Genomic DNA, 24,914 nt, shown 5'->3' with positions numbered 1-24,914 from the left:
TCTCAACACTGACATAAATCGATAGTTCCTGTTTGATAATGTCAGTGTATGTCTGAGAATTTGGTAAATAAAATTGATTAAATTTATTTGTTGAGTAATTAAAATTTACTATATGGGTTTGAGTTTACAGCGCAGCAATGTATGCCCAAGCCCGAGGTTGTCAGTGTCTTCATCGACGTATAAACCCGCTTGCTGTAGTAAAGCCAAGACGTCCTTAGAGTGATACATGCGACTATTGCCATTAGCCATAGCACTAAAATAGAGGCTAGTGGCATTAACACAGTAAGCCGAAGCGGCAGAGGGTTGTCTGTCCCAGAAGGTTTCGACAATGAACAACTGACTGTTTGGTGTCATCGCCTGAGCGGTGCGTTTAAGAATGCTCAGGATCTGCGCTTTAGAGAAACAATCGAGGAACTGGCTCATCCAATAAGTATCGGCACCTTCCACAAAGGATAGGGACTCATCTAGCAGATCCGTCGCAAAGGTATGTACCCGTGATGAATATCCTTGCTTGGCCGCTTGCTGCGCCGCAATCGCGAGTTGGCCAGGAAAATCCATAATAGTGATTTCCACCTCAGGATCGTATTGGCAGCACGTGAATGCCCACTTGCCTGTATTGCCGCCGATATCGACTAAGTGTCTAGGATTATGCTTAAAAACGAATGGGATAATGGCGGGAAACGCATGGTCTGAATAGTAATGATCGAAGGCAAACCAGCTTTCCTTCGCCTTAGGTGGCAGATCTTTTAAGGCAGGATAGATAGTGCTCCATTCCCCAAATACGGCTAATCCCGCCGCTGTTCCTTCAGCGAGAGCCTTATCAAGTTGGAACAAACCTTGGTAGCAAACATCCTGCACAAAGTTAAGGTTGATGGCGGCCATATCGTCATGTAATAGAAAATATCCAGTTTTATCTAGCACATAAGTTACATCCTTTTGCCAGACTAAACCCATGCTAAGTCCCATATCGAGTAATACCCCTAGGGCGTACTCACTCACTTGGGTGGATTGGCTCAATTCGGCCAAGGTGATGCCATTCCCACCCGCTTTATCGATTGTGGCTAGAATATTGAACTTCATCAGGCAATGGGCCACTTGGAAACTGATGGGCCCGAAGGCAATTTTTTGAGCTTCAAATTTAGCATCAAAAGCGGTGATATCGCGGGGATTAGAGTAAAAAGGCATAGAAACGAGTTAGTTGGCTTTAGGTGATGACGTTATAGCGAACTGGATCACGAAAGTCAGTTCGGCGTTGAAAAACTATGAACTGAGTCTTAACTTAATTGATCCAACGAGTGCCACCGAAATTGAGGCAACAGAAGCTTAAAGGGCTAGCGCGGCGAGTGAGCTGTGAATAATTAGCCGTAAATAGTTTGGAAAATAGCCATAAAAAAACCCGGACAAAACCGGGTTTTTACATGGAAAGCTGACAAATTACTGGATGTTTTCTTCGTCGCCAAATTGGCCTTGGAACAATACCGAAGATAAATAGCGTTCTGCCGCAGAGGGTAATACCACAACAATGGTTTTATCGGCAAATTCCGGTAATGCTGCGATGCGGTTTGCGGCAACGACAGCGGCGCCCGATGAAATACCGACCAAAATGCCTTCTTCTTGCATTAAGCGACGGGCCATATCGATAGCATCATCGTTGCTGACGGTTTCAACGCGGTCAATCAACTCTAAATCTAAGTTTCCGGGGATAAAGCCCGCACCAATACCCTGGATCTTATGGGGACCGGGTTGAACGGGTAAACCCGCTAATGTCTGGGAGATGACTGGCGAATCCACTGGCTCAACCGCGACAGAGGTAATGGTTTTGCCAGCCACTTTTTTCAAGTAACGGCTCACACCTGTGATAGTGCCGCCAGTACCTACACCCGCAACAAAGACATCTACTTCACCATCTGTATCGTTCCAGATTTCTGGACCTGTGGTTTTTTCATGGATCTCTGGGTTAGCAGGGTTATTGAACTGCTGTAATAAAACATATTTTTCAGGAGCGGATTGACGGATTTCCTCCGCTTTATCAATCGCGCCTTTCATGCCTTTCGCGCCTTCGGTCAGCACTAGGTTTGCCCCTAAGGCTTTGAGCAATTTGCGACGCTCTAAGCTCATGGTATTGGGCATAGTGAGCGTCAGCTTGTAGCCCCGGGCCGCGGCGACGTAGGCGAGTGCGATCCCCGTGTTACCCGATGTCGGCTCGATCAGTTCATGATCTTTTGTCAGCAAACCTTTTTTCTCGGCATCCCAAATCATATTGGCACCGATACGGCATTTAACACTGAAACTTGGATTGCGTGCTTCGACTTTTGCCAGCACTTTACCTTGGCTAACACGGTTTAAACGTACTAGCGGTGTATTACCAATAGTATATGAATTGTCTTCGAAAATTTTGCTCATGGATTGCTTGCTCCTATGTTTGCACTATTGAATCATAATCGCCTCTGGCACTTTTAGAAGTGATTGTTTGTTCTTCTTTATTCGATTTAGTTATTAAAGAGTATGCTGTTATTCGCAAAGCCAGATTGGCAGCCGGTTTAACTGTGTTAACCTCTTGCTAACATAAAAAAGATTGTTGCATTCTCAAGGATAACTTCTTGATGTTTCAATCGTAAAACAAGCCTACTACTCGTATCGGACAAGATGCAAACATGAAACAACAGCAAACGGACTTGGGCAAAGACCCAAAAACTATGGTAACCCCCTATGCCTTCGCCATTGCAGACTCAGTGCTTTATACGCCGCTGGCAACCCCTTTAAAGCGTGCCTTAGCCATGTTGATCGATGGTATTGTGATCACTGTTTTGGCAGAACAAATGGATTGGATGTTTGTCTTGCTAGTCGTAGGTATTATCTGGATAGAAAAACGCAGTCACAAAATAGGGCGAATGCTTAAGTGGGGGCTCTATGCACTTATGCTGGCCTTTATGCTTCTGAGTATGGCCGCCGATGTCTTCAATTTTAACGCAACAACCCGCACCGCGAGTGAGCCTAGCTTAGTGGGTAAAGAGGTTGTCCAGTCCCTTCCAGCATTGCTATCCCTTAGCCTCTGTGAAGATTACGACTGTGGTAAGACGGAAATTCAATCACTGCAAAGGCACATTGAAGATACGAGTGAAACGACGGCTATGTCGGTGTTGGAGCGCAGGGATATGCTGCTTAATACCCTCAATAGTAGTCAGTTATCGGCGATCGACAAGCAAAAGTTGCAGGCAGAAATATTGACAGGCGTTCTATGGCCTGCGATTTCAGCACAAACTGAGCCTGTTCGGGAGACAAATCAAAAACTTAAGCCTAAAACATTGAATCCAAACGCCGAAGTGCCTGCGGCAAAAACCGATGGCATTAATGTCGACATGTTAGGGGGACATTCTCCCGAGAGTACTTACGGTGATGGTAATAACGATGGGGAAGAGGAGGCCGATACCCATAGTGTTATCGCTTGGATCAAAGGTTTTATGGGGGACATGGGATTGAGCTTCGGTTGGGCCGCATTTTACTTCACTGTTTTTACCGCAAGGTTCGATGGCCAAACCTTAGGTAAAAAGCTGCTCGGCATTCGGGTGATAAAACTCGATGGTGTCAACATCAGTTTATGGGCCGCATTTGGACGCTACGGTGGTTACGCTGCAGGCTTCACCACTGGCCTTTTAGGCTTTATGCAAATATTTTGGGATGCCAATCGGCAGGGGATCCAAGATAAAATATCCTCAACAGTCGTGATAGACTTAATACAAATGCATAAAAAGCAGCAATTAGAGCAGCAACAAGCACAGGTAGAAAATGGATTAAGCCCTGTGCAGACAATGGCAAATCCTACGTCTGCTCACCTTACAACAAGCACTCGTTCGGAGCACCTATGAAACAGGTTGTTATTTCAGGAAGCGGTTTATTTACGCCGCCCCACAGTATTTCCAATGAAGCCCTAGTCGAGAGTTTCAATGCCTATGTGGATATGTTTAACCTTGAAAATGCAGGGTTGATTGAGCAGGGTCATATCGCGGCCTTATCCTATTCATCGAGCGAATTTATCGAAAAAGCCTCGGGTATTAAACACAGGTATGTGATGGTTAAAGAAGGCATTCTCGATCCTGAGGTGATGATGCCACTGATCCCCGAGCGCAGCAGCGAAGATCTCTCTATGCAGGCCGAAATCGGGGTTGAAGCCGCATTGATGGCGCTCAATCATGCCAATCTTAAGGCGGAGCAGATTGATCTGGTGATTGTTGCCTGCGCCTATACCCAGCGTGCCTATCCGGCAATGGCGATTGAAATCCAGCGTGCGCTTGGCACCCGAGGTTATGGCTATGATATGCAGGTCGCTTGCTCATCGGCGACCTTCGCTATTGTTGCCGCCGCCAATGCGATTACCACGGGTTCAGCCTCTCGGGTACTCGTCATCAACCCAGAGATTTGTTCGGCCCAGGTGAACTACCGCGACCGTGATAGTCATTTTATCTTCGGGGATGTGGCTACCGCACTGGTACTCGAAGAGCAGAGCCTAGTCGCGCCGGGGACTGGATTTAAGATCCTTTCAAGCCGTTGTTTTACTGATTATTCAAGCAATATCCGCAGTAATTTTGGTTTCTTAAATCGCTGCGATCCCAGCTCGGCACATCAGCCCGATAAATTGTTCCATCAACAGGGGCGTAAAGTATTTAAAGAACTGTTGCCTATGATTTACCAGCATTTGGATGAACACTTAGGCGAACAGGATCTAACTCCTCAGTCCTTTAAACGTTTGTGGTTACACCAAGCGAACATCAATATGAATCAGTTTGTGGTGAAAAAACTGCTTGGGGATGAGGTTTCGCCACAGCAGGCACCTGTGGTGCTCGATGAATATGCTAATACGGCATCTGCGGGCTCTGTGATTGCGTTTCATAAGTTTTCCGGCGACTTTACGGCCGGCGACTTAGGTTTATTGAGTTCCTTTGGCGCGGGATATTCCATCGGCAGTATCATTCTACAAAAGTGCTAAGCTGAATTTGGAATAAGTTTATTCACCACGATATCAATAACAACAGCCTCAATAGAGGCTGTTGTTATTTTGCAGAAATAGACATCACACCAGCGTTAACTTAGGTAAGGATTTGTTCCCAAAACTATTCTGGTGCTATCGCAGGATTGCGGTAGGCCTCGCGGTATTTATCGACCCACATAGCCGTTGCGCCACAAATCGCCACTGGCATTACTATAAAGTTGACTATGGGGATCATCGAAAATAGCGTTACAGTGGCGCCAAAGCTAAAACTGCTACCGCGGGTTTGATTTAAGGCAAAGCGCATATCCTTAAAACTGACCTTATGATTGTCGAAGGGATAATCGCAGTACTGAATTGCCATCATCCATGCACTGAATAGGAACCACAAAATCGGCGCCAACGTTTGACCTACCATAGGCACTAAAAACAGTAATAAAAACAACAGTGCGCGGGGAAGATAGTATTTCAGTTTGATCCATTCTCGGCCCAAAATGCGGGGTAAATCTTTGATTAAATCGATACCAGAACCTGTGTTCAGCGGTTTGCCCGTGAGTAATTGTTCAACCTTTTCAGCCAACAGGCCATTAAAAGGCGCGGCGAGCCAGTTCATCACCGAGCTAAACACAAAGGCGAGCATGACTAACATAGTCGTGACGGCGAGTGGCCAGAGTAAAAAATTTAACCAACTTAAATACTCGGGTAACTGGGCATTCATCCAAGTGAACATGGCATCTAACTGGCCTATAGCCACATAAATGACGCCTGCAAACAGTAATAGGTTAATCATTAAAGGAATAAATACGAAGGTACGCAGCCCTTTGCGTCGGATCAGACCGAAACCGTCGAGAAAATAATTAACGCCACTTTTGGCGGGGAAGGGCAAGGTTTTCTTCTGTGTCATATCGTCTTTCCAAAAAGTTGGGTTACAGCTTGAGAGACAGCCTGAGATAAAGATAACTGCGATTGTGAGCAACTCATGGGCAGATGACAAGCTAAAAGCCGCATGAATTCAATAAAAAGCGTTACAAAATGCTGCTTGCTTTGTTAAAGTTGCCAGCAGGGTATATTCGCACTACTTGGGCCAATTTAGGGCCAAAATTCAGAGACGCGCTAACTGGCACTATGAGATTAAAACAAATAAAACTTGCCGGCTTTAAGTCGTTTGTCGATCCCACTAAAATTCCTTTTTTACAGGCATTAACCGCCATTATTGGCCCCAATGGCTGCGGTAAGTCGAATGTGATCGATGCCGTGCGTTGGGTGTTAGGCGAAAGCTCGGCCAAACACCTGCGCGGTGATTCTATGAGCGACGTGATTTTTAATGGCTCCAGTGCGCGCAAACCTGTCTCGGTGGCCGGGGTCGAACTGGTCTTTGAAAATAAACAAGGTCGTCTTGCCGGCCAATACGCCAGTTACGAAGAAATTTCGGTAAAACGTCAGGTGAGCCGTGACGGTGAGTCTTGGTATTTTCTTAATGGGCAAAAGTGTCGCCGTAAAGACATTACCGATTTGTTTATGGGCACTGGCCTTGGGCCACGCAGTTACGCCATTATCGAACAGGGCACGATTTCACGTTTAATCGAATCTAAACCCCAAGATTTGCGCACGTTTATCGAGGAAGCCGCGGGGATCTCCCGCTATAAAGAGCGCCGCCGTGAAACCGAGAATCGCATTCGGCATACCCGTGAAAACCTCGAACGTTTGGGGGATATTCGTAGCGAGTTAGGCAAACAGTTAGATAAGCTTGCCCAGCAAGCCAAGGCCGCCAAACAATACCGAGAGTTAAAGCAGGCCGAGCGCAAGACCCACGCCGAACTCCTTGTGATGCGTTATCAAGAGTTGCAAGCCCAGATGGCAAACCTGTCTGAGCAAATCAGCGCCATCGAAGTGCAACAAGCCGCGGCGCAGTCGCTTGCGCAAACCGATGAGTTACAATCCACTGAATTACAAGTACAACTCGCTCAGTTGGCGGAACAGGAGCAGCGTGCGGTCGAGGCCTATTATCTGACGGGCACCGAAATCGCCAAGTTAGAGCAGCAATTACAGAGCCAAAAACAACGCGATGCCCAGCTTGAGACGCAGTTAATCCAGGTTAAGGATCAGATCCAGCAACATACGGATAAACTCGAAGGCTATCAAACCAACCTCAGGGCATTGGAGTTAGAGTTATCCCAACTGGCACCCCAGCATGAAGAACAGCAAGAAATGCTGGATGAGCTGCAATGTCAGTGGGCAATGAGTGTCGAGCGTAACGAACAACAGACTGAAAGCTTACGCCAGCAAACGGCGTTGGTTGCAAAGCATCAATTACAGCTTGAGCTGAGTCGCAGCAAGCTTACACATCAGCAGCAATTGTTGGAGCATAAGCAGCAACAGAGTCGTGAGCAACAGACTGAGCTAATCACACTGACTCAACTTGAGCAGGAGGATAGACTCACACCCCTTAGCCAAGCGGTTGCGGTAATCACGCTCACGCTCGCCGAGCAAGTGGAAGTCAATCATCAGCTTGAGCATCAAGTCAGCATTAAGACTGCAGAGTTAGATCAAGTTCGAATCGATTTTGAGCGAATTTCCCAAGCGCTTACATCAATGCGAGCCCGTTTTGAGTTGGTCGAGCAGTGGCTGGCAAAACAAGAACAGCTCACGGATAAACCGCAGCTATGGCAAAGTTTAACCGTTGAAAATGGCTGGGAAACGGCCGCAGAACTTGCCCTCAATGGCCTTTTGAACTTACCCGTCGGGGTACTTGAGACTGAAATTGGTTTTCAGCCCTTTGCCATACCGCCTGCAGCAATAGGGCTAAATGCCGAATACCAGGCCAGATTTCAATCCAATGTTAATCTTACCCCTTGGTTATCCGGGCTTAAATGGGCTCAGGATCTGCCATCCGCCAGACTGATGTTGCCTCACCTTAAGGACAATGAACGTATTGTCACCGCCGATGGCTATTTATTGGGCCAAGGTTTTTTAATTGCTAAACAAGATAACGCCGAGTCCCTAGTACAGCTCAGTAAAGAGCAGGGGCAATTAGCCGAAGGTATCCGTGAGTGGGAGAGCAAACTTGCCCTGCTGCAAACTCAGTTAGCTGAATGTACAGTTAACTTAAATCAAGCGAGGCAACAGTTGACCTCTGGGGTGCAGAAGTTACACCAACTGCAGCTAGAGCAGACAACTCAACAGGTGCAATTGGCGAATGCAACTGAGCAGGCGCAGTTATCCGCCGCGAAACGCACTCAGCTTGAACAAGCTTTGTCACTCAGTGCGACTGAGATGTTCACCTTAACTGCGCAATTTAACTTGCTTGAAGAGCAAGAGGTCGAACTTGAGGAGAGCCTGCAGTCGAGCCTAGAAAAGCAGCAACAACTGAGTCAGGACGCCCAGGCGGATTTAGTGCGCCATCAAGCATTAAAGGCTCGGATCACTGAGGTTGAACGGCAGTTATCGACCCTTAGGGCTAGCTTGCAGTCGGTGACGATGCGAATTGCCGTCAGCAGCGAGCAAATTCAGCTACAGCAAATCCGTGTCAGTGAACTAGTCCAGTCTCGAGAAATGTTGTCAGCCCAGCTTGCCAGCGTTTTAGAACAGAGTGGGTTGCAAAATAGTGGGTTATTGAGCGCGCAATTAGCCGAGTTGCTTAATCAACAACAACAGCAGCAACAGGGCCTTAAAATTGTACGAACGGAGCAAAGTACGCTTTCAGAGGCATTAAACCGTATAGGATTAAAGCAAAAACAAGAGCTTGGTAAGCTTGAGGGCTTGACTCAAAGCCTGAGCACGTTAAAGTTACGTCGTGAAGGATTAAAAGGCCAAGCAGAAAGTCAATTAGAGGCACTGCAGGAACAAAAAATTGTCCTGTCACAGATTATCGATACCTTGCCCGCAGCAGGCACTCCCGATAAGTGGCAGAGTGATTTAGATCAAATACGGCAAAAAATCATCCGCTTAGGAGCGATTAACCTCGCCGCGATCGAAGAATTTGAACAGCAAAGTGAGCGAAAATCGTATCTGGATCATCAAGATGACGATTTAAATAAAGGGCTCGCCACCTTAGAAGAGGCGATCCGTAAGATAGATAAGGAAACCCGTACACGCTTTAAGACTACGTTTGATACGGTGAACGAAGATCTTGGGCGCTTATTTCCGAAGGTATTTGGGGGCGGACGGGCTTATTTAGCACTGACGGAGGATGATTTGCTGGAAACGGGCGTCACTATTATGGCCCAGCCACCGGGTAAGAAGAACAGCACAATCCATCTTCTTTCGGGTGGTGAAAAAGCCTTAACCGCTTTATCATTGGTATTCGCTATTTTTAGGCTGAATCCCGCACCCTTCTGTATGTTAGATGAAGTGGATGCACCGTTAGATGATGCCAACGTGGAACGTTTCTGTCGATTACTTAAAGAAATGTCGCAAAGCGTACAGTTTATATATATTAGCCATAACAAAATAACCATGGAGATGGCTGATCAACTTATAGGCGTGACTATGCACGAGCCGGGTGTATCCCGTATAGTCGCGGTAGATTTAGAGCAAGCGGTGGCGATGGCTGACGCTGGATAACTAGAAGAAAGACAGGGTAACCAATGGAAGATTTGCAACTAGTTCTGTTTGTTTTAGGCGCCATAGCCATAGTTGCTGTGCTGGTGCATGGATTTTGGTCTATCAGAAGACAACAACCTAAGTCATTAAAAGATAGTCCAATGGGCAATTTTTATAAGAAACAGGCTGACAGAGGCGAGGGCGCGCCTAAGCGGGTCGATGCCGATGGCTTTGATGCCGATGGGATTGGCGCCGTACGTGTGCGTAAGGCGGGGGAAACCAGCCAGGATACGCCCGCGATTAACCCCTATTTAAAACAAGATGTCAAAGTAGAATCTAAGCCGCTGTTTAAACAAGACCTGAATCCAGATGTTAAGTTAGAGATTAAGCCAGACATTAAGCAAGAGCCTACTCTGCAACAACCGGATTTTAGTCTGCAGTCGCCGACAGCAAAAGAGCAGCACCGTGGCCCTAAGGCTTCGCGTCAAGAGCCAATACTCTCGGGGCACTCTGCGCATATGGGGCAATCCCATGCCGCTATAGTTGCCCAAAAAGCGGCAGAAGAAGCGCAAAGAGCCCATGCCACAGTGCCGACTCAAACCGCATTGTTTGATGATGAAGACGGCTATCAAGAAGAGATGCAAGACGAAGATGTCGAAGAAGCCGTAGAAGAAGGTTTAGGTGAGCCCCGTGATGTGTTGGTTCTGCACGTGGTTGCCAAAGAAGGGCAGCAACTTAATGGCGCTGAACTGCTGCCTTGCTTTTTAACCTTAAACTTTAAATATGGCGATATGAATATTTTTCACCGCCATGTGGACAATGCTGGAAATGGTAAGGTGTTGTTTTCAATTGCAAACATGTTAAAGCCTGGGGTGTTCGACCCCGATAATATGGAGCAATTTAGCACCCAAGGCGTGGTGTTTTTTATGACACTACCTTGCTATGGCGATGCCTTAATGAATTTCTCCATCATGCTCAACTCGGCGCGCCAGCTCGCGGATGATATTGATGCGGTCGTACTCGATGGTCAACGTCAACCCTGGGGCGAGTTTACTAAACAAGACTATTTGCACCGTATTCGCGCTAACGCTTAAGCCGACGCCATAACTTGGCGGTGTATACATTGATGAGGCCGCTAATTGCGGCCTCAGTTTTTGTGATCTAAAGAATTCTGGATAATGAATATGCAAGACATTCAACTCGATAAACTCCTTTCTGCCGATATATCACTCGAAAATGCGCCGCAGGTGATGCAGGCCCTCAGCCAATCGCTGAACGAACATAATATTCGTTACTATGTGGATGATGCGCCGAGCATTACGGATTCCGAGTACGACAGGTTGATGCAGCATTTGCTTAAGCTAGAGGCGCAGTTTCCCGAGCATATTGCTGCCGATTCGCCGACCCAGCGTGTCGGGGGAATGGCGCTGGCTAAATTTGAGCAAATCACCCACCTCAAACCTATGCTGAGTCTCGATAATGCCTTCGATGAAGCGGATTTTAGTGCTTTCCATAGGCGTGTCACCGATAAAGTGGGTGAGGTGAGTTTTTGCTGTGAGCCTAAACTCGATGGTCTTGCGGTGAGCATTTTATATCGTCATGGGGTGCTCGAACGTGCTGCGACCCGTGGTGATGGCACCACGGGCGAAGATATCACCGAAAACGTCAAGACAATTAGAGCGATTCCACTTAAATTGCGTGGCCATGATTTCCCTGAACTGGTTGAAGTGCGTGGTGAAGCCTTTATGCCTAAAGCGGCCTTTGAAGCGCTTAACGAACGCGCTCGTGCAAAGGATGAAAAGCTGTTTGTCAATCCACGTAACGCTGCAGCAGGCAGCCTACGCCAACTCGACAGTAAAATTACCGCCTCTCGCTCACTGGCCTTTTATGCCTATGCATTGGGCGTCGTTGAGCCGGATTCTCACCCGTTAGCTAAAACTCATTTCGAGCAGTTACAGCAGCTTAAGTCGTGGGGCTTGCCCGTCAGCAGTGAAATCAAAGTCTGCGCTGAATTAAGCCAAGTCTATGACCACTATAAAGACATTCTTACTCGTCGCGGCGATTTAGCCTTTGAAATCGATGGCGTAGTGATGAAGGTTAACGACATTGCCCAGCAGCAAAGTTTAGGTTTTGTGGCCAAATCCCCCCGCTGGGCGATTGCCTATAAATTCCCCGCACAAGAAGAAATGACCCTACTCGAAGGGGTTGATTTTCAAGTGGGCCGCACGGGGGCTGTCACGCCCGTGGCACGCTTAAAGCCGGTGTTTGTGGGCGGTGTGACCGTCTCTAATGCCACGCTGCATAATGCCGATGAAATCGAGCGTCTCGGGATTAAAATCGGTGACACTGTGATTATCCGCCGCGCCGGTGATGTGATCCCCCAGATAGTGGCCATAGTCCCTGAAAGACGCCCTGAAAATGCTAAAGAAATTGAATTTCCTCACAATTGCCCCGTGTGTGGCAGTTTAGTCGAACGTCTGGAAGGTGAGGCCGTTGCTCGCTGCAGCGGCGGTTTGTTCTGTGAGGCGCAGCGTAAGGAAGCGATTAAGCATTTTGCCTCTCGCAAGGCGTTAGATATCGATGGCATGGGCGATAAAGTCGTCGAGCAATTGATTGATAAAGAGTTAGTTCAAAGTCCTGCGGATCTGTTTAAGCTCACCGCTTCTATGATGACTATGCTCGACCGTATGGGTATGAAGTCGGCAACCAATTTAGCGGCAGCGATTGAAGCGGCTAAAACCACGACCCTAGCGCGTTTCTTATATGCATTGGGGATCCGTGAAGTCGGTGAGGCGACGGCGGCGAATCTTGCGGCCCACTTCACCAGTTTAGATGCGCTGCGCTGCGCCACTGTGGAGCAGTTAACTGAAGTGGAAGACGTTGGCGTCGTCGTTGCCCAACATGTGGCGCACTTTTTTGCCCAGCCCCATAACCTTGAGGTGATCGATGCCTTAGTCGCAGCCGGAGTCCATTGGCCTGCCATCGAAGCCCCAAGCGCGGATGCACAACCCCTAAAAGGCCAAACTTGGGTATTAACGGGTACCCTAAACCAGCTTAATCGCAACGATGCCAAGGCGCAGCTACAAGCGCTGGGGGCCAAAGTCGCTGGCAGTGTCTCAAAAAATACCGATTGTTTAGTGGCGGGTGAGGCGGCGGGGTCAAAATTGGCCAAGGCACAGGAACTCGGTGTGAAAGTGGTCGATGAGGCAGAACTACTAGCCCTTTTGGCTGCAAAGAGTTAAGTGTTCTGAGTGTGATGAAATTTGAGCACAAATAAGTCCTATAAGGCATATTTGTGCCATCGCACATTCCGCAGCGATCTGACGAAGATACCTCTATGGAGCTAAGGCATTTATTGCAGGCCGCCATTGAAATTAACTGAATAGGCACCATTTAGTAGACATGTTGCTTTAGCTTCTTCTTAATGGAAACCTATTTGAATTTCAGTCACATCACTTGGCTCGATGATAAAGGCCATATCAAGCCACCTATTTTTTTGTACGCGCTTTTGGCATTTTTAGCCCGCGGCTGGTGTATTTTTATTGCCTCGTTAACTCAAGCAAATGATAGGGCTGAATTGGTGCGCATTTTCTATCCTGAAAAATCCGATTTTTTACTGTCACTCGCCGCGGGTCTTGGCGCCGTGTTGCTCTATTTTGTGGTGATTGCCGAACGTCGACGTTCACCATTATGGGCAAGACTGCTTTTTGTGCACTTAAAATGGGGATTATGGTTACTCCTGTTGGTGGATGCCCTGCTATTAGGCCAGCGATTGAGCCATGGACAATTCTTGTTCCACTGGAGTCTAGCACTCGATGCTTTAGTGCTGTTTTGGTCCAGTTTATATGTGCTTAAATCGAAGCGGCTAGGCTATTATCTTGCCGACTGGCCAAAGGAAGCCTAGGCTCAAAATCAAATGAACGTAAATTATCTTATTGTTATTTTTGGTATTTATCAGATTTCCGCTCGAAACCGTGAGATTTATGTGTGCAATCCCTCAGTTTGATAAGCATTTTTTGACTTATAGCTTACTGATTTCTTGGAATCATCTATAGTTATATGTACTTAGCTTAAAGGTGCCTCGAATTAATGGACAGATAGTCCATTTTTCTTCTGTGCATTTGAAAGGAGTCATACTGCGTGGCAAAAGCAGAACAACGCAAACTATTATTATCCGAACTTCAACTTGGCATGAGAGTCAAGTTGCCTTTGTCATGGACGAATCACCCTTTTTTATTTAATCGTGTCGATATCAGCAGTGCCGCTCAAATTGAAATGATCCGTGGCTTAGGCGTGCCCTATGTTTTCCTTATTTCCGAGGATCTCGGGGATGTTCAAACCTTGGATGAAGAGGAAGATATTGAAGAAGTTGCAAAGGCTCCTCCTGAGCGGGATCTTAAGGCCGATACCCGTAGGGCAATGCGCCTAAGTCAGAAGCGTTTTTTAGAAGACGTTAATCAGTGCCGTAATGTGTTTAGTAAAATTGTTAGCGATCCCGAGGGGGCTTATCGTTTATCGGCCGCACTTGTCGAAGATCTCTTGGGTCATCTGCAGGAAGTGGAAAAACCCTTTCTCACCTTAGTGGGCATGGATGAAAAGGATGTCAGTGTGACTCAGCACGGGGTTTCTGTGGCTGTGCTGGCGATGATGATAGGCCATGCACTGGATCTTACGCCTAGGGAACTGCGGGATATTGCCCTTGGGAGTTTATTTCACGACATTGGTAAGCTTAAAGTCCCCGACATTATTCGCCGAAAGCGCGGTGCTTTGACTGCCCATGAAGCTAATTATCTGCAGATGCACCCAAATTTTGGCTATGACATGCTCAACCGCAGCGGATTATTCCCCAAGGAAGTGTTGCATATCGTTTTGCATCACCATGAATTTATTGATGGTTCTGGATTCCCCGATGGTTTAACGGGTCATAAGATCCCCATCATTACCCAAATAGTGAGCTTAGCAAATGATTATGATCAGCAATTGAGTGGCCAGCAAACCTCATCTCCTCAAGTCGCATTAGGGTATTTATTTAAAAATCGCTCGAGTAAGCATGCAGAATCTTTAATCGCCGTATTGGTCAAGATCCTAGGGATTTATCCCCCCGGGACTATCGTCAAACTATCGGACGACAGTGTGGCGAAAGTCATTATGACCACTAAGGATGTGAGTCAACCCCAAGTGTGGGCCTGTAAGGAGGATGGCAGTGAAGCGTCGCTGCGTTTTTTAAGTGATGAAGGCGTCACTGTACAAAAGGCTATTAAGGCGGAGGAGTTGACCGAGGGGGCGATCCGCACTTTGCAGGTGGATAAGGGCATTAGTTTTTATTTTAGCTCGCTGCAAGCTTGAATCTTATGAGTTAAGTTCCGTATTCTATCCGCTGATTTTGATTTCCTTGGAATGACTATGGCAAATATGGAGCAACAACGGGACGCAAAATCCAAAAGCGTCGCCGTTGTTGGGTGCGGTTGGTTTGGTTTTGCCTTGGCAAAGCAATTGGTTGAAGAAGGATATCGGCTGACAGGTTGTAAGCGTAGTATCGATGAACTTGCTTTGCTCACAGATGCCGGCATTGAAGCCTTTCAATTGCAGTTAGGTGCAGATGCCGATGTTAAACCCGATGCGCAAGCATTACAGGGGGTATTGCAAACCGATTTTCTCGTGGTGAATATTCCGCCCAGATTAAAGCGTGGCAACGGGGCTTATCTTCAAGAGTTACAGCAACTTGTCGCATTAACTCAAGGCTGGCAATATCAAGGTATAGTGTTTATCAGCACTACGGGCGTGTACCCAAGCCAAGATAAGCTGATGACAGAAGTCGATGCAGTCGCTGAAACCTTAGATAGCCAAACCTTGTTAGATGCTGAAGCCTTGTTTGGTGCCCAAAAAAATAGCTGTATCCTGCGTTTTGCAGGATTGGTGGGGCCTAAACGTCATCCTGGACGTTTTCTGGCGGGCAAAACCGATGTGCCAGGGGCTAATGTGGCGGTCAATTTAGTCCATTTAAGCGATTGTGTACGGGCCGTGAGCACCATTTTAGCGGCCAGTTGTCAGGGGAAAACTATCGCTCCTATCTATAATCTTTGCGCACCTTTACACTCCACTAAGGCTGAATTTTATCAAGCTGCCGCCCAATCCTTAGGCCTAGTGCCTCCGATGTTTAATCAGCTGACAATGCCCAGCAAGGTGATTATCGGGGAAGCGATTGTGGCCGATTTAGGTTTCAGTTACCAATATGCTTCACCACTTGCTATGCTCGCGGCATGTGAGTGAACAAAAGTTAAAGATATAGACTGAATTTTTAGGTTATCTTAAGAGCCTTATTTGACATGTTGCAATCCCTATATACAACAAATCCAACGAAAAGAGACAGTATGATGAGTGTATTTAATGTTGTTCGACCTGTGGCCGCATTGATGTGTGGGTTAATGTTGAGTGCCAGTTTTGCGCTACAGGCGGCAAACTTTGAAGAAGGCAAAGATTACATCACAGTGGCGGGAATAACCGAAGCGCAACAACCTGTATTACGGGAGTTTTTCTCCTATAACTGCCCACATTGCTATAAACAAGAACCGCTAATGGTATCGACGATCGCCTTACTCGATAAAGAGGTAGCCTTTGAGCGCACTCCGGTTGGCGCGGGTCGCCCCGCTTGGGAATTGAGCCAACTTGCCTATTATGTGGCGCAAAAGCTGAAAATGACCCAGCAAGTGCATGAAGCCATCTTTAAACAAATCCACGAGAAAGGAGAGCCCTTTACTCGACCAGAGCAGGTTAAAGCCTTTTTCGTGTCACAGGGTGCCAAAGCCGATGATGTGGATGCGGCAATGAATGCGGTCGACGCTAAGTTTACTGTGATGAATTATGACTCCCAAGCAGAATTGGCAGGCCTTAAAGGGGTGCCAGCATTGCTCGTAAACGGACGTTATATGTTAACTTCTACTGCCCATAGCCCAGAAGAACTCGCACAATTAGTGAAGTTTTTAGCTGCTAAATAAGCCTGAACGCCAGATTGATTTTGTTTATAAACTCATTCTGCCCCTGTTTTTGATGAATAACCCAGCGGATGCTGGGTTATTTTTTGTTTTATGTTCATTAATTAGGCTGCTCTTGATAAACGTGGCTCTTATCTGTACGACATTGGTCTAACCTGCAAAAAAAATTAAAACCCCATCAAAATGTAAAGCCCTTGTTAACTAACTGATTTTAAAGTTTATTTAAATTATTCGATTGTGAGCTTATTCACAAATTAGACTAAGGTCTTGATTGTGGTCACCCCAGCTGTTGCTAGATTAAACAAGACTTAATAATAAAACAGCACAGGGGAGTCGCTATGGGTTTTGAAAACAACGATAAAGCAAAAGGCTATTGGCGCGAGAATTTACGTCTCGTCCTAGGCTTATTAGCTATTTGGGCCGCAGTGTCATTTGGATGCGGCATTCTATTGGTTGATGTACTCAATGAAATCCATTTCATGGGATTTAAATTAGGCTTCTGGTTTGCACAACAGGGATCTATGTATGTATTCGTTGCGCTTATTTTTGTCTACGCGGCAAAAGCCAACACCTTAGATAAAAAATATAACGTACAAGAAGACTAAGGAGAACGGAAATGGGTGTTCAAGGATTAACCTATCTTATCGTAGGGCTCTCGTTTGCGCTCTATATCGGGATTGCTATTTGGTCACGGGCAGGCTCTACCAAAGAGTTTTATGTTGCTGGTGGCGGTGTGCATCCTGTGGTTAACGGCATGGCGACGGCGGCGGACTGGATGTCGGCGGCGTCATTTATTTCTCTGGCAGGTATAGTGTCTTTCGTTGGGTACGACGGTAGTGTGTACTTGATGGGCTGGACTGGCGGTTATGTTTTGTTAGCCCTGTGTATGGCGCCATATTTACGTAAGTTTGGTAAGTTTACTGTGCCTGATTTCGTGGGTGAACGCTATTACTCACAGGCGGCGCGAACCGTTGCGGTGATTTGTGCCATCTTCATTTGCTTTACTTACATCGCAGGGCAAATGCGGGGTGTGGGGGTGGTATTCTCGCGCTTCTTAGAGGTCGAAGTCGATACCGGTGTGTATATCGGTATGGCCGTGGTGTTCTTCTACGCTGTGTTAGGCGGCATGAAAGGAATTACCTACACTCAGGTTGCCCAATACTGCGTGTTGATTTTTGCCTTTATGGTGCCTGCAATCTTCCTGTCTGTGATGATGACGGGTCACATTATTCCGCAAATTGGTTTCGGTGCTGAGCTGATCGATGCTGCGGGTAATAATACAGGGGTATACCTGTTAGAAAAACTTAACAATCTGTCGACTGAACTGGGATTTGCGCCCTATACCGACGGTTCTAAGAGCATGATCGATGTGTTCTGTATTACTGGCGCCTTAATGGTGGGTACTGCGGGTTTACCCCATGTTATCGTGCGTTTCTTCACTGTGCCTAAGGTGAAAGATGCGCGTATCTCTGCGGGTTGGGCACTGGTCTTTATCGCGATTATGTATACCACTGTACCTGCATTAGCGGCATTCTCTCGCGTCAACATGATCGAAACCATTAATGGTTCAGATCAAAAAGGCGTCGCCTATGAGACTGCACCCGATTGGATCAAAAACTGGGAAAAAACCGGCCTGATCAAGTGGGATGACAAAAACGGTGACGGCAAAATCTATTATGCCAAAGGCAAAATCGAAGATGCGGCTAGCCCTAACGAAATGAAAATTGACAACGATATCATCGTACTCGCAACACCTGAAATTGCCAACCTGCCAGCTTGGGTCATTGCTTTGGTGGCAGCGGGTGGTTTAGCCGCAGCCCTATCGACTTCTGCGGGCTTATTGCTGGTGATCTCAACCTCGGTTTCACACGATCTGTTGAAGAAGAACCTACTGCCAAATATCTCTGACAAGAAAGAACTGATGTTTGCAAGACTTGCTGCGGGTATCGGTATTGTGATTGCGGGTTACTTTGGGGTGAACCCTCCAGGCTTTGTGGCTGCGGTAGTGGCCTTTGCCTTCGGCCTTGCGGCATCGTCACTGTTCCCTGCCATCATCATGGGTATCTTCTCTAAAACCATGAACAAAGAAGGTGCAATTGCCGGTATGTTAACGGGATTACTGTTCACTGCGGGTTATATCATCTACTTCAAGTTTGTAGACCCAACGGCTAACGTGCCTGCAAACTGGTTCCTCGGCATTTCACCCGAAGGTATTGGTATGGTGGGTATGGTGGTTAACTTTGCGGTTGCTGCGCTTGTCAGTAAAGTGACCACAGCGACACCACAACATGTACAGGAAATGGTTGAGTCTATTCGTTTCCCTAAAGGTTCTGGCGAAGCAAGCGGTCACTAGTTAGTCTGTATTATCATCGAGTTGAAAAGAGCGCTTAGGCGCTCTTTTTGTCTTTATTGGTTCACTGACTTTCGTCGAATATGGTGTAGGATTATTGCAGGTTATAGTGAAGATAAACCCACCTAAAAATAAGGTGTTGCCAATGAATGCCAGTGAATTACAGCCCGTTGTGCAATTTTTAAAATCCATTGTTCCCTTTGATACATTAGCCGATGAGACTGTTTTACGTTGTGCTAAGGCGGTCACCATTGGGTATTACAGCAAAGCTTCTCGTTATGTCACCTTTGATGCTAATGCACCTAAATTGTATATAGTGCGCAGCGGCGCCTTTGAGGTGCGCGATCCCGAAGGTGTGCTGGTGGATAGGGTCGGTGAGGGCGAATTCTTTGGTTTTTCAACCCTATTATCGGGTGAGAAAGTCGTCAATAAGGTCGCTATTTTAGAGGATGGTTTGGTTTACCATTTACCCCAGATTTTGTTTGATCAATTGAGGGGCGATAGCCGAAGTTTTGATAAGTTTTTTACCCGTGCCTTCGCAAAACGGTTGCGCCACGAGGCGCGTTTTAAGGCAAAAGATCTCACGACCACAAGCCGTATCAGTACCTTAATGTCAGCCGATCCCATTATGATCGACGCCCATGCCAGTGTGACCCAAGCTGCCCTGCTGATGCGTAATGCCCGCGTATCCTCGCTTTTAGTCATAGATAATCACAGGTTAGTTGGCATTTTAACCGATAAGGATTTGCGTAATCGGGTGTTGGCCGCTGGACTCGATGGCCATTTAGCCGTCCATCAAGCGATGACAGTATCACCCATTTCTATTTCATCTAATGCATTGATTTTTGAAGCAATGCTGCTAATGAGTGAGCACAATATTCACCATTTGCCAATTATTGATGAGGGTAAAGCGATTGGCATGGTCACGAGCACAGATATTTTACGTGGTCAGGGCTCACAACCTTTGCTGTTGATTGGTGAAATCGAACGTCAGCAGGATCTTGCGAGCTTAATTAATGTGAGCAAGCAAATCCCCCTGTTATTGCAAAATTTAATCAGCGCCGATGCACGAGCCGAAGAAATTGGTCGAGTATTAACTTCGGTTACCGATGCCCTGACGCGGCGCTTAATTGTACTCAATCAGCAATTGCTGGGTGAGCCCCCGATGGCATTTTGTTGGTTAGCCTTTGGCTCTCAGGGCAGACAGGATCAAGCCGCCTGTTCAGATCAAGATAACGGCCTGTTAGTCGCTGAAGAAATGGACGATTACGCTAAGGGGTATTTTGATGCACTCACCCATGCCGTGTGTGCCGGGCTTGACCAGTGTGGCTATATTTTCTGTCCCGGCAATATTATGGCGCAGAATCCACAGTGGCGAATGTCACTGCTGCAATGGCAGCAGGTCTTTGAAAAATGGGTGATAACACCAGAACCCAAGGCGCTGATGCACGCCAGTATCTTTTTCGATATGCGCTCAGTGTACGGTCCGCAAACCCTGTTCGATGCTCTGCAGGATAAAGTGTTAGCCCAAACCCGCGATAACGATATATTTCTGGCGGGGATGGCGGGTAACTCACTGATTGAGTCTCCGCCCCTAGGGTTCTTTCGCAAGTTTGTGCTCGAGCGTGATGGGAGCGAAGTTAAAGGTATTGATTTAAAACATAAAGGTAATGCTTTAATCAATGATATTGCCCGTGTCTATGCGTTATCGGCAGGCATTAAAGAAGTGAATACGGCTAAACGCATTCGCGCCTTAATGGAGGCGAATATTCTGAATCGCAAGGATGCACTGAATTTGGCCGATGCCCATGAGTTTATCGCCCATATGCGTTTAGCTAATCAGGGTTACCAACATACTCAGGGGCAACCTCTGAGCAATTATTTATTACCCGCGCATTTGTCCTCATTAGTGCGGCACCAATTAAGGGATGCCTTTAAGGTGGTGCACGATGCTCAGTCTGGGATGAAAATGAAGTTTATGCGGAGCTTTTAAATGGGCAGTTTGAGGGTAAGAGCCAAGCTTAAATGGCGCATCCTACGCAGTCAGCATCGGCTATTTAAAGATTATTACCAATCCTTAATGCCCTTATTGGATATGCCCTTATCCGAAGCGCCACTGATGGCAATGGATTTAGAGATGACGGGGCTCGATCCCGTGCGCGATCAAATTTTGAGTATTGGTCTTGTGCCTATCGAGCATGGGGCCATTCCATTGGCGGGTGCGGAGCAGGAATTGGTGCAAATTCGTGGCAGTGTCGGTCAGAGTGCGACTATTCATGGCATTCTCGATAATCATTTAGTACAAGCTGTCAGTATTGAAGAAGCCATGGCGTGGTTTCTTAGCCGTACCCGCGGCAGAATACTCGTTGCACACCATGCACCTTTAGATTGCCGTTTTTTACAGCATGACATGCTCGCTATTTATCATCAGCCTGTGGTGTTGCCGACGATTGATACCCTTATGGTTGAAAGGCTGCGTTTGCTGCGGGAGCATTCTGTCATCAAAGAAGGCAGCTTGCGCCTTGGGGCCTGCCGTGAACGCTATGGCTTACCTGTATACTCTGCCCACAGCGCGCTGACGGATGCATTGGCCTGCGCCGAGTTGCTATTGGCTCAAATCGCGGCAATGGGGGGCGCAAGGCAGCTTAACGTTGTTGATCTACTTGAAAAATCCTTCTGATATTTCAAGTACCTTTCGCTTTTCTAGGTACCTTCAGGTTTTCTAAATACCTGCTGAATTATTTAAAATAAAAGTGACGCTTAAATAAAGCATTGGCGATAAAAGGAGTACTGGGTTTATCGAGCCCTGTACTCCAAGTTAAAAACCGCCAAGATTAAAACACGATATACAGCGGCCAGCCGAGAAGGCCGATAAGACCTTCCTTGTGCTCGAATCGCTCTAGACGTTCGGGGGAAGCGCCATCGAGTAAGAGCTCGCGGTAGCTTTTCGCAAAGTTTAGGGTGCGAAGTAGGGCGGGGGCAAAGTTTTTACCGAGATCTTTACTGATGGTTTCAGCTAATTCTGCGGGTAGCTCAGCTAATGCCCTCTGGGTTTGAAGTTCGATGTGCTCAAGGCTAAACCATTCATCTAACAGTGTTACTTTGGCTATTCTCTTTTTCAAATCCTGCCTGACTTTCGCATTATCAAACAACATTCTGTATAACACTGCTTCGGCTAATACGCTTTCAAGGTTGAGAAAGTCCAAGGGATCGTACTGTGTTTGCATATAAAACTGTGCCATTAAGGCGGCGATCGACTGCTGGCGTTGGTACTCGATTAGCGCTTCTTGGTAGGCTGCAAAACCCTGCCACTCTTCGGCATCTGGAGGGCTAGAGACTTGTTCAAGGAGGAACTTGTCAACATCACCATAGAGCGATTTTCCGCTGGCGAGTTTATGCTTGCTCACAGTGCTCAGCATACTCCAGCCCTTTTGGAAGCATTTAACAACACCGTCGGCCGTTGTCAGTAGACGTATAGCTTGTTGTTGATCTTGATGAGAAAGTTCCATTAAACCTAGACTTACAACACCAATCACATCGTGGGCCGCTTGTTCTAGCAAGTGCATTTTATACTTGTTATAGAACTTGTCGGCCAGTTTGAGACTCATCAAAATGGCTTTGGATTTGATTTGTGACAGCTGTTCACCGCTCAGCGATTCGTCTGCTTGGCCTTGGATCAATACCTTACTGAGGTATGGTCCCTGATCTACATCACGCAGTACCAGTTGCATCAAAAGATTCCTTAATCCAAAAAGCTAAACATATCATCGACTTCTGCGTATTCATCCGCCACTTGGTTTTTCTCTTTGGCCTGTATGACGAGTTCATTGACGAACTTGCTAATGATGATTTCCCAGCCTGAGCTTTCGTTGCGCAGCAGGTTTTTGATGGCTTTTTCGACATCGGGTGCCAGCTCATGGATAAGCGCCATCAGACTGCGGGGATCATCTATGCTCAAACTGTGGGCTTCTTCACTCTTAGAGCGGCTATCATAGCCGACGGTGTCGGTGTCTTCTTCGTCATCATAGAGATCGGTAAAGCCATCATCGTCTTGGTGTTGTTCGCCCAACATCATTTCGATAAAGGGGATAGACAGGTAGAAGAGGCCTGCAGGATCGTCGGCAATGCATTCTAAAATGGCGGTTTGTTTTTCTTCGCTATCTTGAATGCGGATTAAATAGGTTAAAAAATCAAAGGTATGCTGTATGAGTTCTTCAGCGTTGTTTTTAATTTTTTCTTCCCAGTACAAAGGTTGCTGACACACTATGTCGCGGATTTGCTCTGGGGTCATCAGTTCAGACATGATTGAAGGGCAGGAGATATCATGGTGACTATTAATTTGAGTCAGAGTGACTATATCCATCTGTTCAATGACTTCAACCAATTGCTCATCACTCATAGTAGTGGCGATGAGTTCGAAACGTTTGCTCGCTTGTTTTGGCTCTACGTCTGCCAGTTCTTTTATTTCGGCAACGGTTATCTCAATGAGACTAGTATTCATTAGCGGTCCTCATCATCATAGTGATCGTAGTAGCCATCTTCCTCTTCACCTTCATCGTCGTCATCGGAATGACCGACATAGTCGTTGTCATCATCTTCATCGTCTTCATTATGCTTAGGTGCAGGTGCTGCTTTACCTTGGTTTTCAAGTAAATACAAAACAGCGCAGCTTTCAATAAGCAAATCTTCTGAGTAGGCTCGTACGGCCAAAACTAATGGCAGATCGGCATTATTAAAGCCAATGGTGACCTTAAACTCATTCCATTCGGGTTGGGTGGCCGTGTTTATCCAGTGTGCCCATTTCAGCTTGGCATCGGCTGGAAACTTCACTCGACCGTAGAGCGCAACGGGGAGATATTCAGGCACTGAATCCAACATTTTTGGATCGGCTTGTAATACCTTTTTGATTTGGCTCGTAAATTGTTCTAATGCCTTAGGAGTATCTGGGTCATCATAGGACTCGATATTGTCGTAGGCATTATTTTTCAGCTCATTAATGCGTGAGATATTCAGTTTTTTGGCCATGTGGCAATACTCTAAAATGAAACGTTCAAGGGTAAAATTGATCCCATAGTTCGCGCATGGCACTAGCGGGATCTGTCACAATCACGTTATTGAAATCTTTGATAAACGCATTTCTAAGCTTGGGATCTGATAACACTTCATAGGCTTTTTTAACGCGTTCGAGTTGCTGCGATGCTTGTTCTTTTTCCTCTTCAGAGGCACCTAACAACTTGTCTGGATGGTATTTATTTGAGAGTCGTCGATAGGCTTTTTTAATGTCGTCTTCTTTGGCACTGGGTTTGATGCCGAGCACACTAAAATGGTTAATCATACTTGTACCTGCAGGCGATGGATCTGATATCGCGAGATAAAAAGGGTTTAAATCTGATTATCTTAAATTTTGTGGAATTATGATTAGTCAGCGCTGGATCATAGCAGAAATGCTTATGGGGCGGCAAACACCTGAGTGGCTATTTGTAGACTAATAGCTGGCTTAGTGGTGCTTTTAAAATAAGGCGATTTATGGGAGCCATTAAGCGTTGGGCCCGACGAGCGAGTATGTTGATCTAGTCAGGGGGACTGTCGGAAGTAATGTAAATTTTAGCTACAAAAAAACAGCCTATGCTGGTTATGTTCTCTTTATCAAGAGATTGGTTGCGGGAGCTGGATTTGAGCAGAGGACCTTCGCCCGTAGTTTATAAAGAGTTGAGCCCGGCAAGCTGTTTCTATTTATAAACCTACATTAGATTGGTTGCGGGAGCTGGATTTGAACCAACGACCTTCGGGTTATGAGCCCGACGAGCTACCATGCTGCTCCATCCCGCGTCCGATTAATACTGTTGATAACTGTTTTAATTCTGTCATCTTAGAATTGGTTGCGGGAGCTGGATTACTTATACTCAATCAGCAACGACCTTCGCCAGTTGTTTATAAGGAGTTGAGCCCGATGAGCTGTTTCTATTTATAAATCTATATTAGATTGGTTGCGGGAGCTGGATTTGAACCAACGACCTTCGGGTTATGAGCCCGACGAGCTACCATG

At 46.6% G+C, this 24,914-nt stretch carries 20 protein-coding genes and 1 tRNA gene; 13 read left to right on the top strand and 8 right to left on the bottom strand.

The window, feature by feature from the left end; all coding sequences use genetic code 11:
• Positions 1-108: 108 nt before the first annotated feature.
• Positions 109-1,185, bottom strand: a complete 1,077-nt coding sequence (locus COW15_RS19830) for a methyltransferase (RefSeq protein WP_293635334.1) — start codon at positions 1,183-1,185, stop codon at positions 109-111.
• 249 nt (positions 1,186-1,434) lie between these two features.
• The gene (gene cysK / locus COW15_RS19825) at positions 1,435-2,403 is read right to left on the bottom strand and encodes a cysteine synthase A (protein ID WP_253988229.1); all 969 of its coding nucleotides are present in this window, start codon (positions 2,401-2,403) and stop codon (positions 1,435-1,437) included.
• Between the two features lie 251 nt (positions 2,404-2,654).
• Here cysK and COW15_RS19820 point away from each other — a divergent pair, with 251 nt between their 5' ends.
• Positions 2,655-3,866: an RDD family protein gene (locus COW15_RS19820; protein WP_293635332.1), complete on the top strand. Its 1,212-nt coding sequence runs from the start codon at positions 2,655-2,657 to the stop codon at positions 3,864-3,866.
• Positions 3,863-4,984: a beta-ketoacyl-ACP synthase III gene (locus tag COW15_RS19815; protein ID WP_293635330.1), complete on the top strand. Its 1,122-nt coding sequence runs from the start codon at positions 3,863-3,865 to the stop codon at positions 4,982-4,984. The genes COW15_RS19820 and COW15_RS19815 overlap by 4 nt, the downstream gene beginning before the upstream one ends.
• A 124-nt stretch (positions 4,985-5,108) precedes the next feature.
• Here the strand turns inward: COW15_RS19815 and cysZ are convergent, their stop codons facing one another.
• Positions 5,109-5,888 (bottom strand): sulfate transporter CysZ, encoded by a 780-nt coding sequence (gene cysZ / locus COW15_RS19810; RefSeq protein WP_293635328.1) that lies wholly within the window; start codon positions 5,886-5,888, stop codon positions 5,109-5,111.
• Between the two features lie 221 nt (positions 5,889-6,109).
• Between cysZ and COW15_RS19805 the strand changes: the two genes are divergently transcribed.
• From COW15_RS19805 to COW15_RS19755, 11 genes are all read left to right on the top strand, one after another.
• Positions 6,110-9,547 carry a chromosome segregation protein SMC gene (locus COW15_RS19805; RefSeq protein WP_293635326.1) on the top strand — a complete coding sequence of 1,146 codons (3,438 nt, stop codon included), beginning with the start codon at positions 6,110-6,112 and terminating at the stop codon, positions 9,545-9,547.
• 23 nt (positions 9,548-9,570) lie between these two features.
• Entirely contained in the window at positions 9,571-10,620 is a 1,050-nt protein-coding gene (gene zipA, locus COW15_RS19800) for a cell division protein ZipA (RefSeq protein ID WP_293635324.1), read from the top strand.
• Between the two features lie 90 nt (positions 10,621-10,710).
• Positions 10,711-12,768 (top strand): NAD-dependent DNA ligase LigA, encoded by a 2,058-nt coding sequence (gene ligA, locus COW15_RS19795; protein WP_293635322.1) that lies wholly within the window; start codon positions 10,711-10,713, stop codon positions 12,766-12,768.
• Between the two features lie 182 nt (positions 12,769-12,950).
• The gene (locus COW15_RS19790) at positions 12,951-13,430 is read left to right on the top strand and encodes a DUF2919 domain-containing protein (protein ID WP_293635320.1); all 480 of its coding nucleotides are present in this window, start codon (positions 12,951-12,953) and stop codon (positions 13,428-13,430) included.
• A gap of 236 nt (positions 13,431-13,666) precedes the next feature.
• Positions 13,667-14,872 carry an HD-GYP domain-containing protein gene (locus COW15_RS19785; protein ID WP_293635318.1) on the top strand — a complete coding sequence of 402 codons (1,206 nt, stop codon included), beginning with the start codon at positions 13,667-13,669 and terminating at the stop codon, positions 14,870-14,872.
• A 57-nt stretch (positions 14,873-14,929) separates the two neighbouring features.
• Positions 14,930-15,796 (top strand): SDR family NAD(P)-dependent oxidoreductase, encoded by an 867-nt coding sequence (locus COW15_RS19780; protein WP_293635316.1) that lies wholly within the window; start codon positions 14,930-14,932, stop codon positions 15,794-15,796.
• A gap of 104 nt (positions 15,797-15,900) precedes the next feature.
• Positions 15,901-16,521 (top strand): thiol:disulfide interchange protein DsbA/DsbL, encoded by a 621-nt coding sequence (locus COW15_RS19775; protein WP_293635432.1) that lies wholly within the window; start codon positions 15,901-15,903, stop codon positions 16,519-16,521.
• 335 nt (positions 16,522-16,856) lie between these two features.
• Positions 16,857-17,123 carry a DUF4212 domain-containing protein gene (locus COW15_RS19770; RefSeq protein ID WP_293635314.1) on the top strand — a complete coding sequence of 89 codons (267 nt, stop codon included), beginning with the start codon at positions 16,857-16,859 and terminating at the stop codon, positions 17,121-17,123.
• 11 nt (positions 17,124-17,134) lie between these two features.
• A complete protein-coding gene (locus COW15_RS19765; RefSeq protein ID WP_293635312.1) occupies positions 17,135-18,871 on the top strand; it encodes a sodium:solute symporter family protein in 1,737 nt (578 codons plus the stop codon).
• Positions 18,872-19,013: 142 nt separating this feature from the next.
• Positions 19,014-20,861, top strand: a complete 1,848-nt coding sequence (locus COW15_RS19760; protein ID WP_293635310.1) for a DUF294 nucleotidyltransferase-like domain-containing protein — start codon at positions 19,014-19,016, stop codon at positions 20,859-20,861.
• Positions 20,862-21,548, top strand: coding sequence for an exonuclease domain-containing protein (locus tag COW15_RS19755; protein WP_293635308.1), 687 nt, complete (start codon positions 20,862-20,864; stop codon positions 21,546-21,548).
• A 154-nt stretch (positions 21,549-21,702) separates the two neighbouring features.
• Here the strand turns inward: COW15_RS19755 and COW15_RS19750 are convergent, their stop codons facing one another.
• From COW15_RS19750 to COW15_RS19730, 5 genes are all read right to left on the bottom strand, one after another.
• Positions 21,703-22,599, bottom strand: a complete 897-nt coding sequence (locus tag COW15_RS19750; RefSeq protein ID WP_293635306.1) for a hypothetical protein — start codon at positions 22,597-22,599, stop codon at positions 21,703-21,705.
• An 11-nt stretch (positions 22,600-22,610) separates the two neighbouring features.
• The gene (locus COW15_RS19745; RefSeq protein ID WP_198780310.1) at positions 22,611-23,369 is read right to left on the bottom strand and encodes a hypothetical protein; all 759 of its coding nucleotides are present in this window, start codon (positions 23,367-23,369) and stop codon (positions 22,611-22,613) included.
• The gene (locus COW15_RS19740; RefSeq protein WP_293635303.1) at positions 23,369-23,893 is read right to left on the bottom strand and encodes a hypothetical protein; all 525 of its coding nucleotides are present in this window, start codon (positions 23,891-23,893) and stop codon (positions 23,369-23,371) included. The genes COW15_RS19745 and COW15_RS19740 overlap by 1 nt, the downstream gene beginning before the upstream one ends.
• A gap of 25 nt (positions 23,894-23,918) precedes the next feature.
• Positions 23,919-24,203 carry a J domain-containing protein gene (locus tag COW15_RS19735; RefSeq protein WP_293635301.1) on the bottom strand — a complete coding sequence of 95 codons (285 nt, stop codon included), beginning with the start codon at positions 24,201-24,203 and terminating at the stop codon, positions 23,919-23,921.
• A 417-nt stretch (positions 24,204-24,620) separates the two neighbouring features.
• Positions 24,621-24,697, bottom strand: a tRNA-Met gene (locus COW15_RS19730).
• Positions 24,698-24,914: the final 217 nt, after the last annotated feature.

The organism is Shewanella sp. CG12_big_fil_rev_8_21_14_0_65_47_15, from assembly GCF_002783505.1.
Lineage (GTDB): Bacteria > Pseudomonadota > Gammaproteobacteria > Enterobacterales > Shewanellaceae > Shewanella.
Note: the sequence above shows the minus strand (reverse complement) of the source record. Positions and strands in the feature narration are given on the sequence as shown.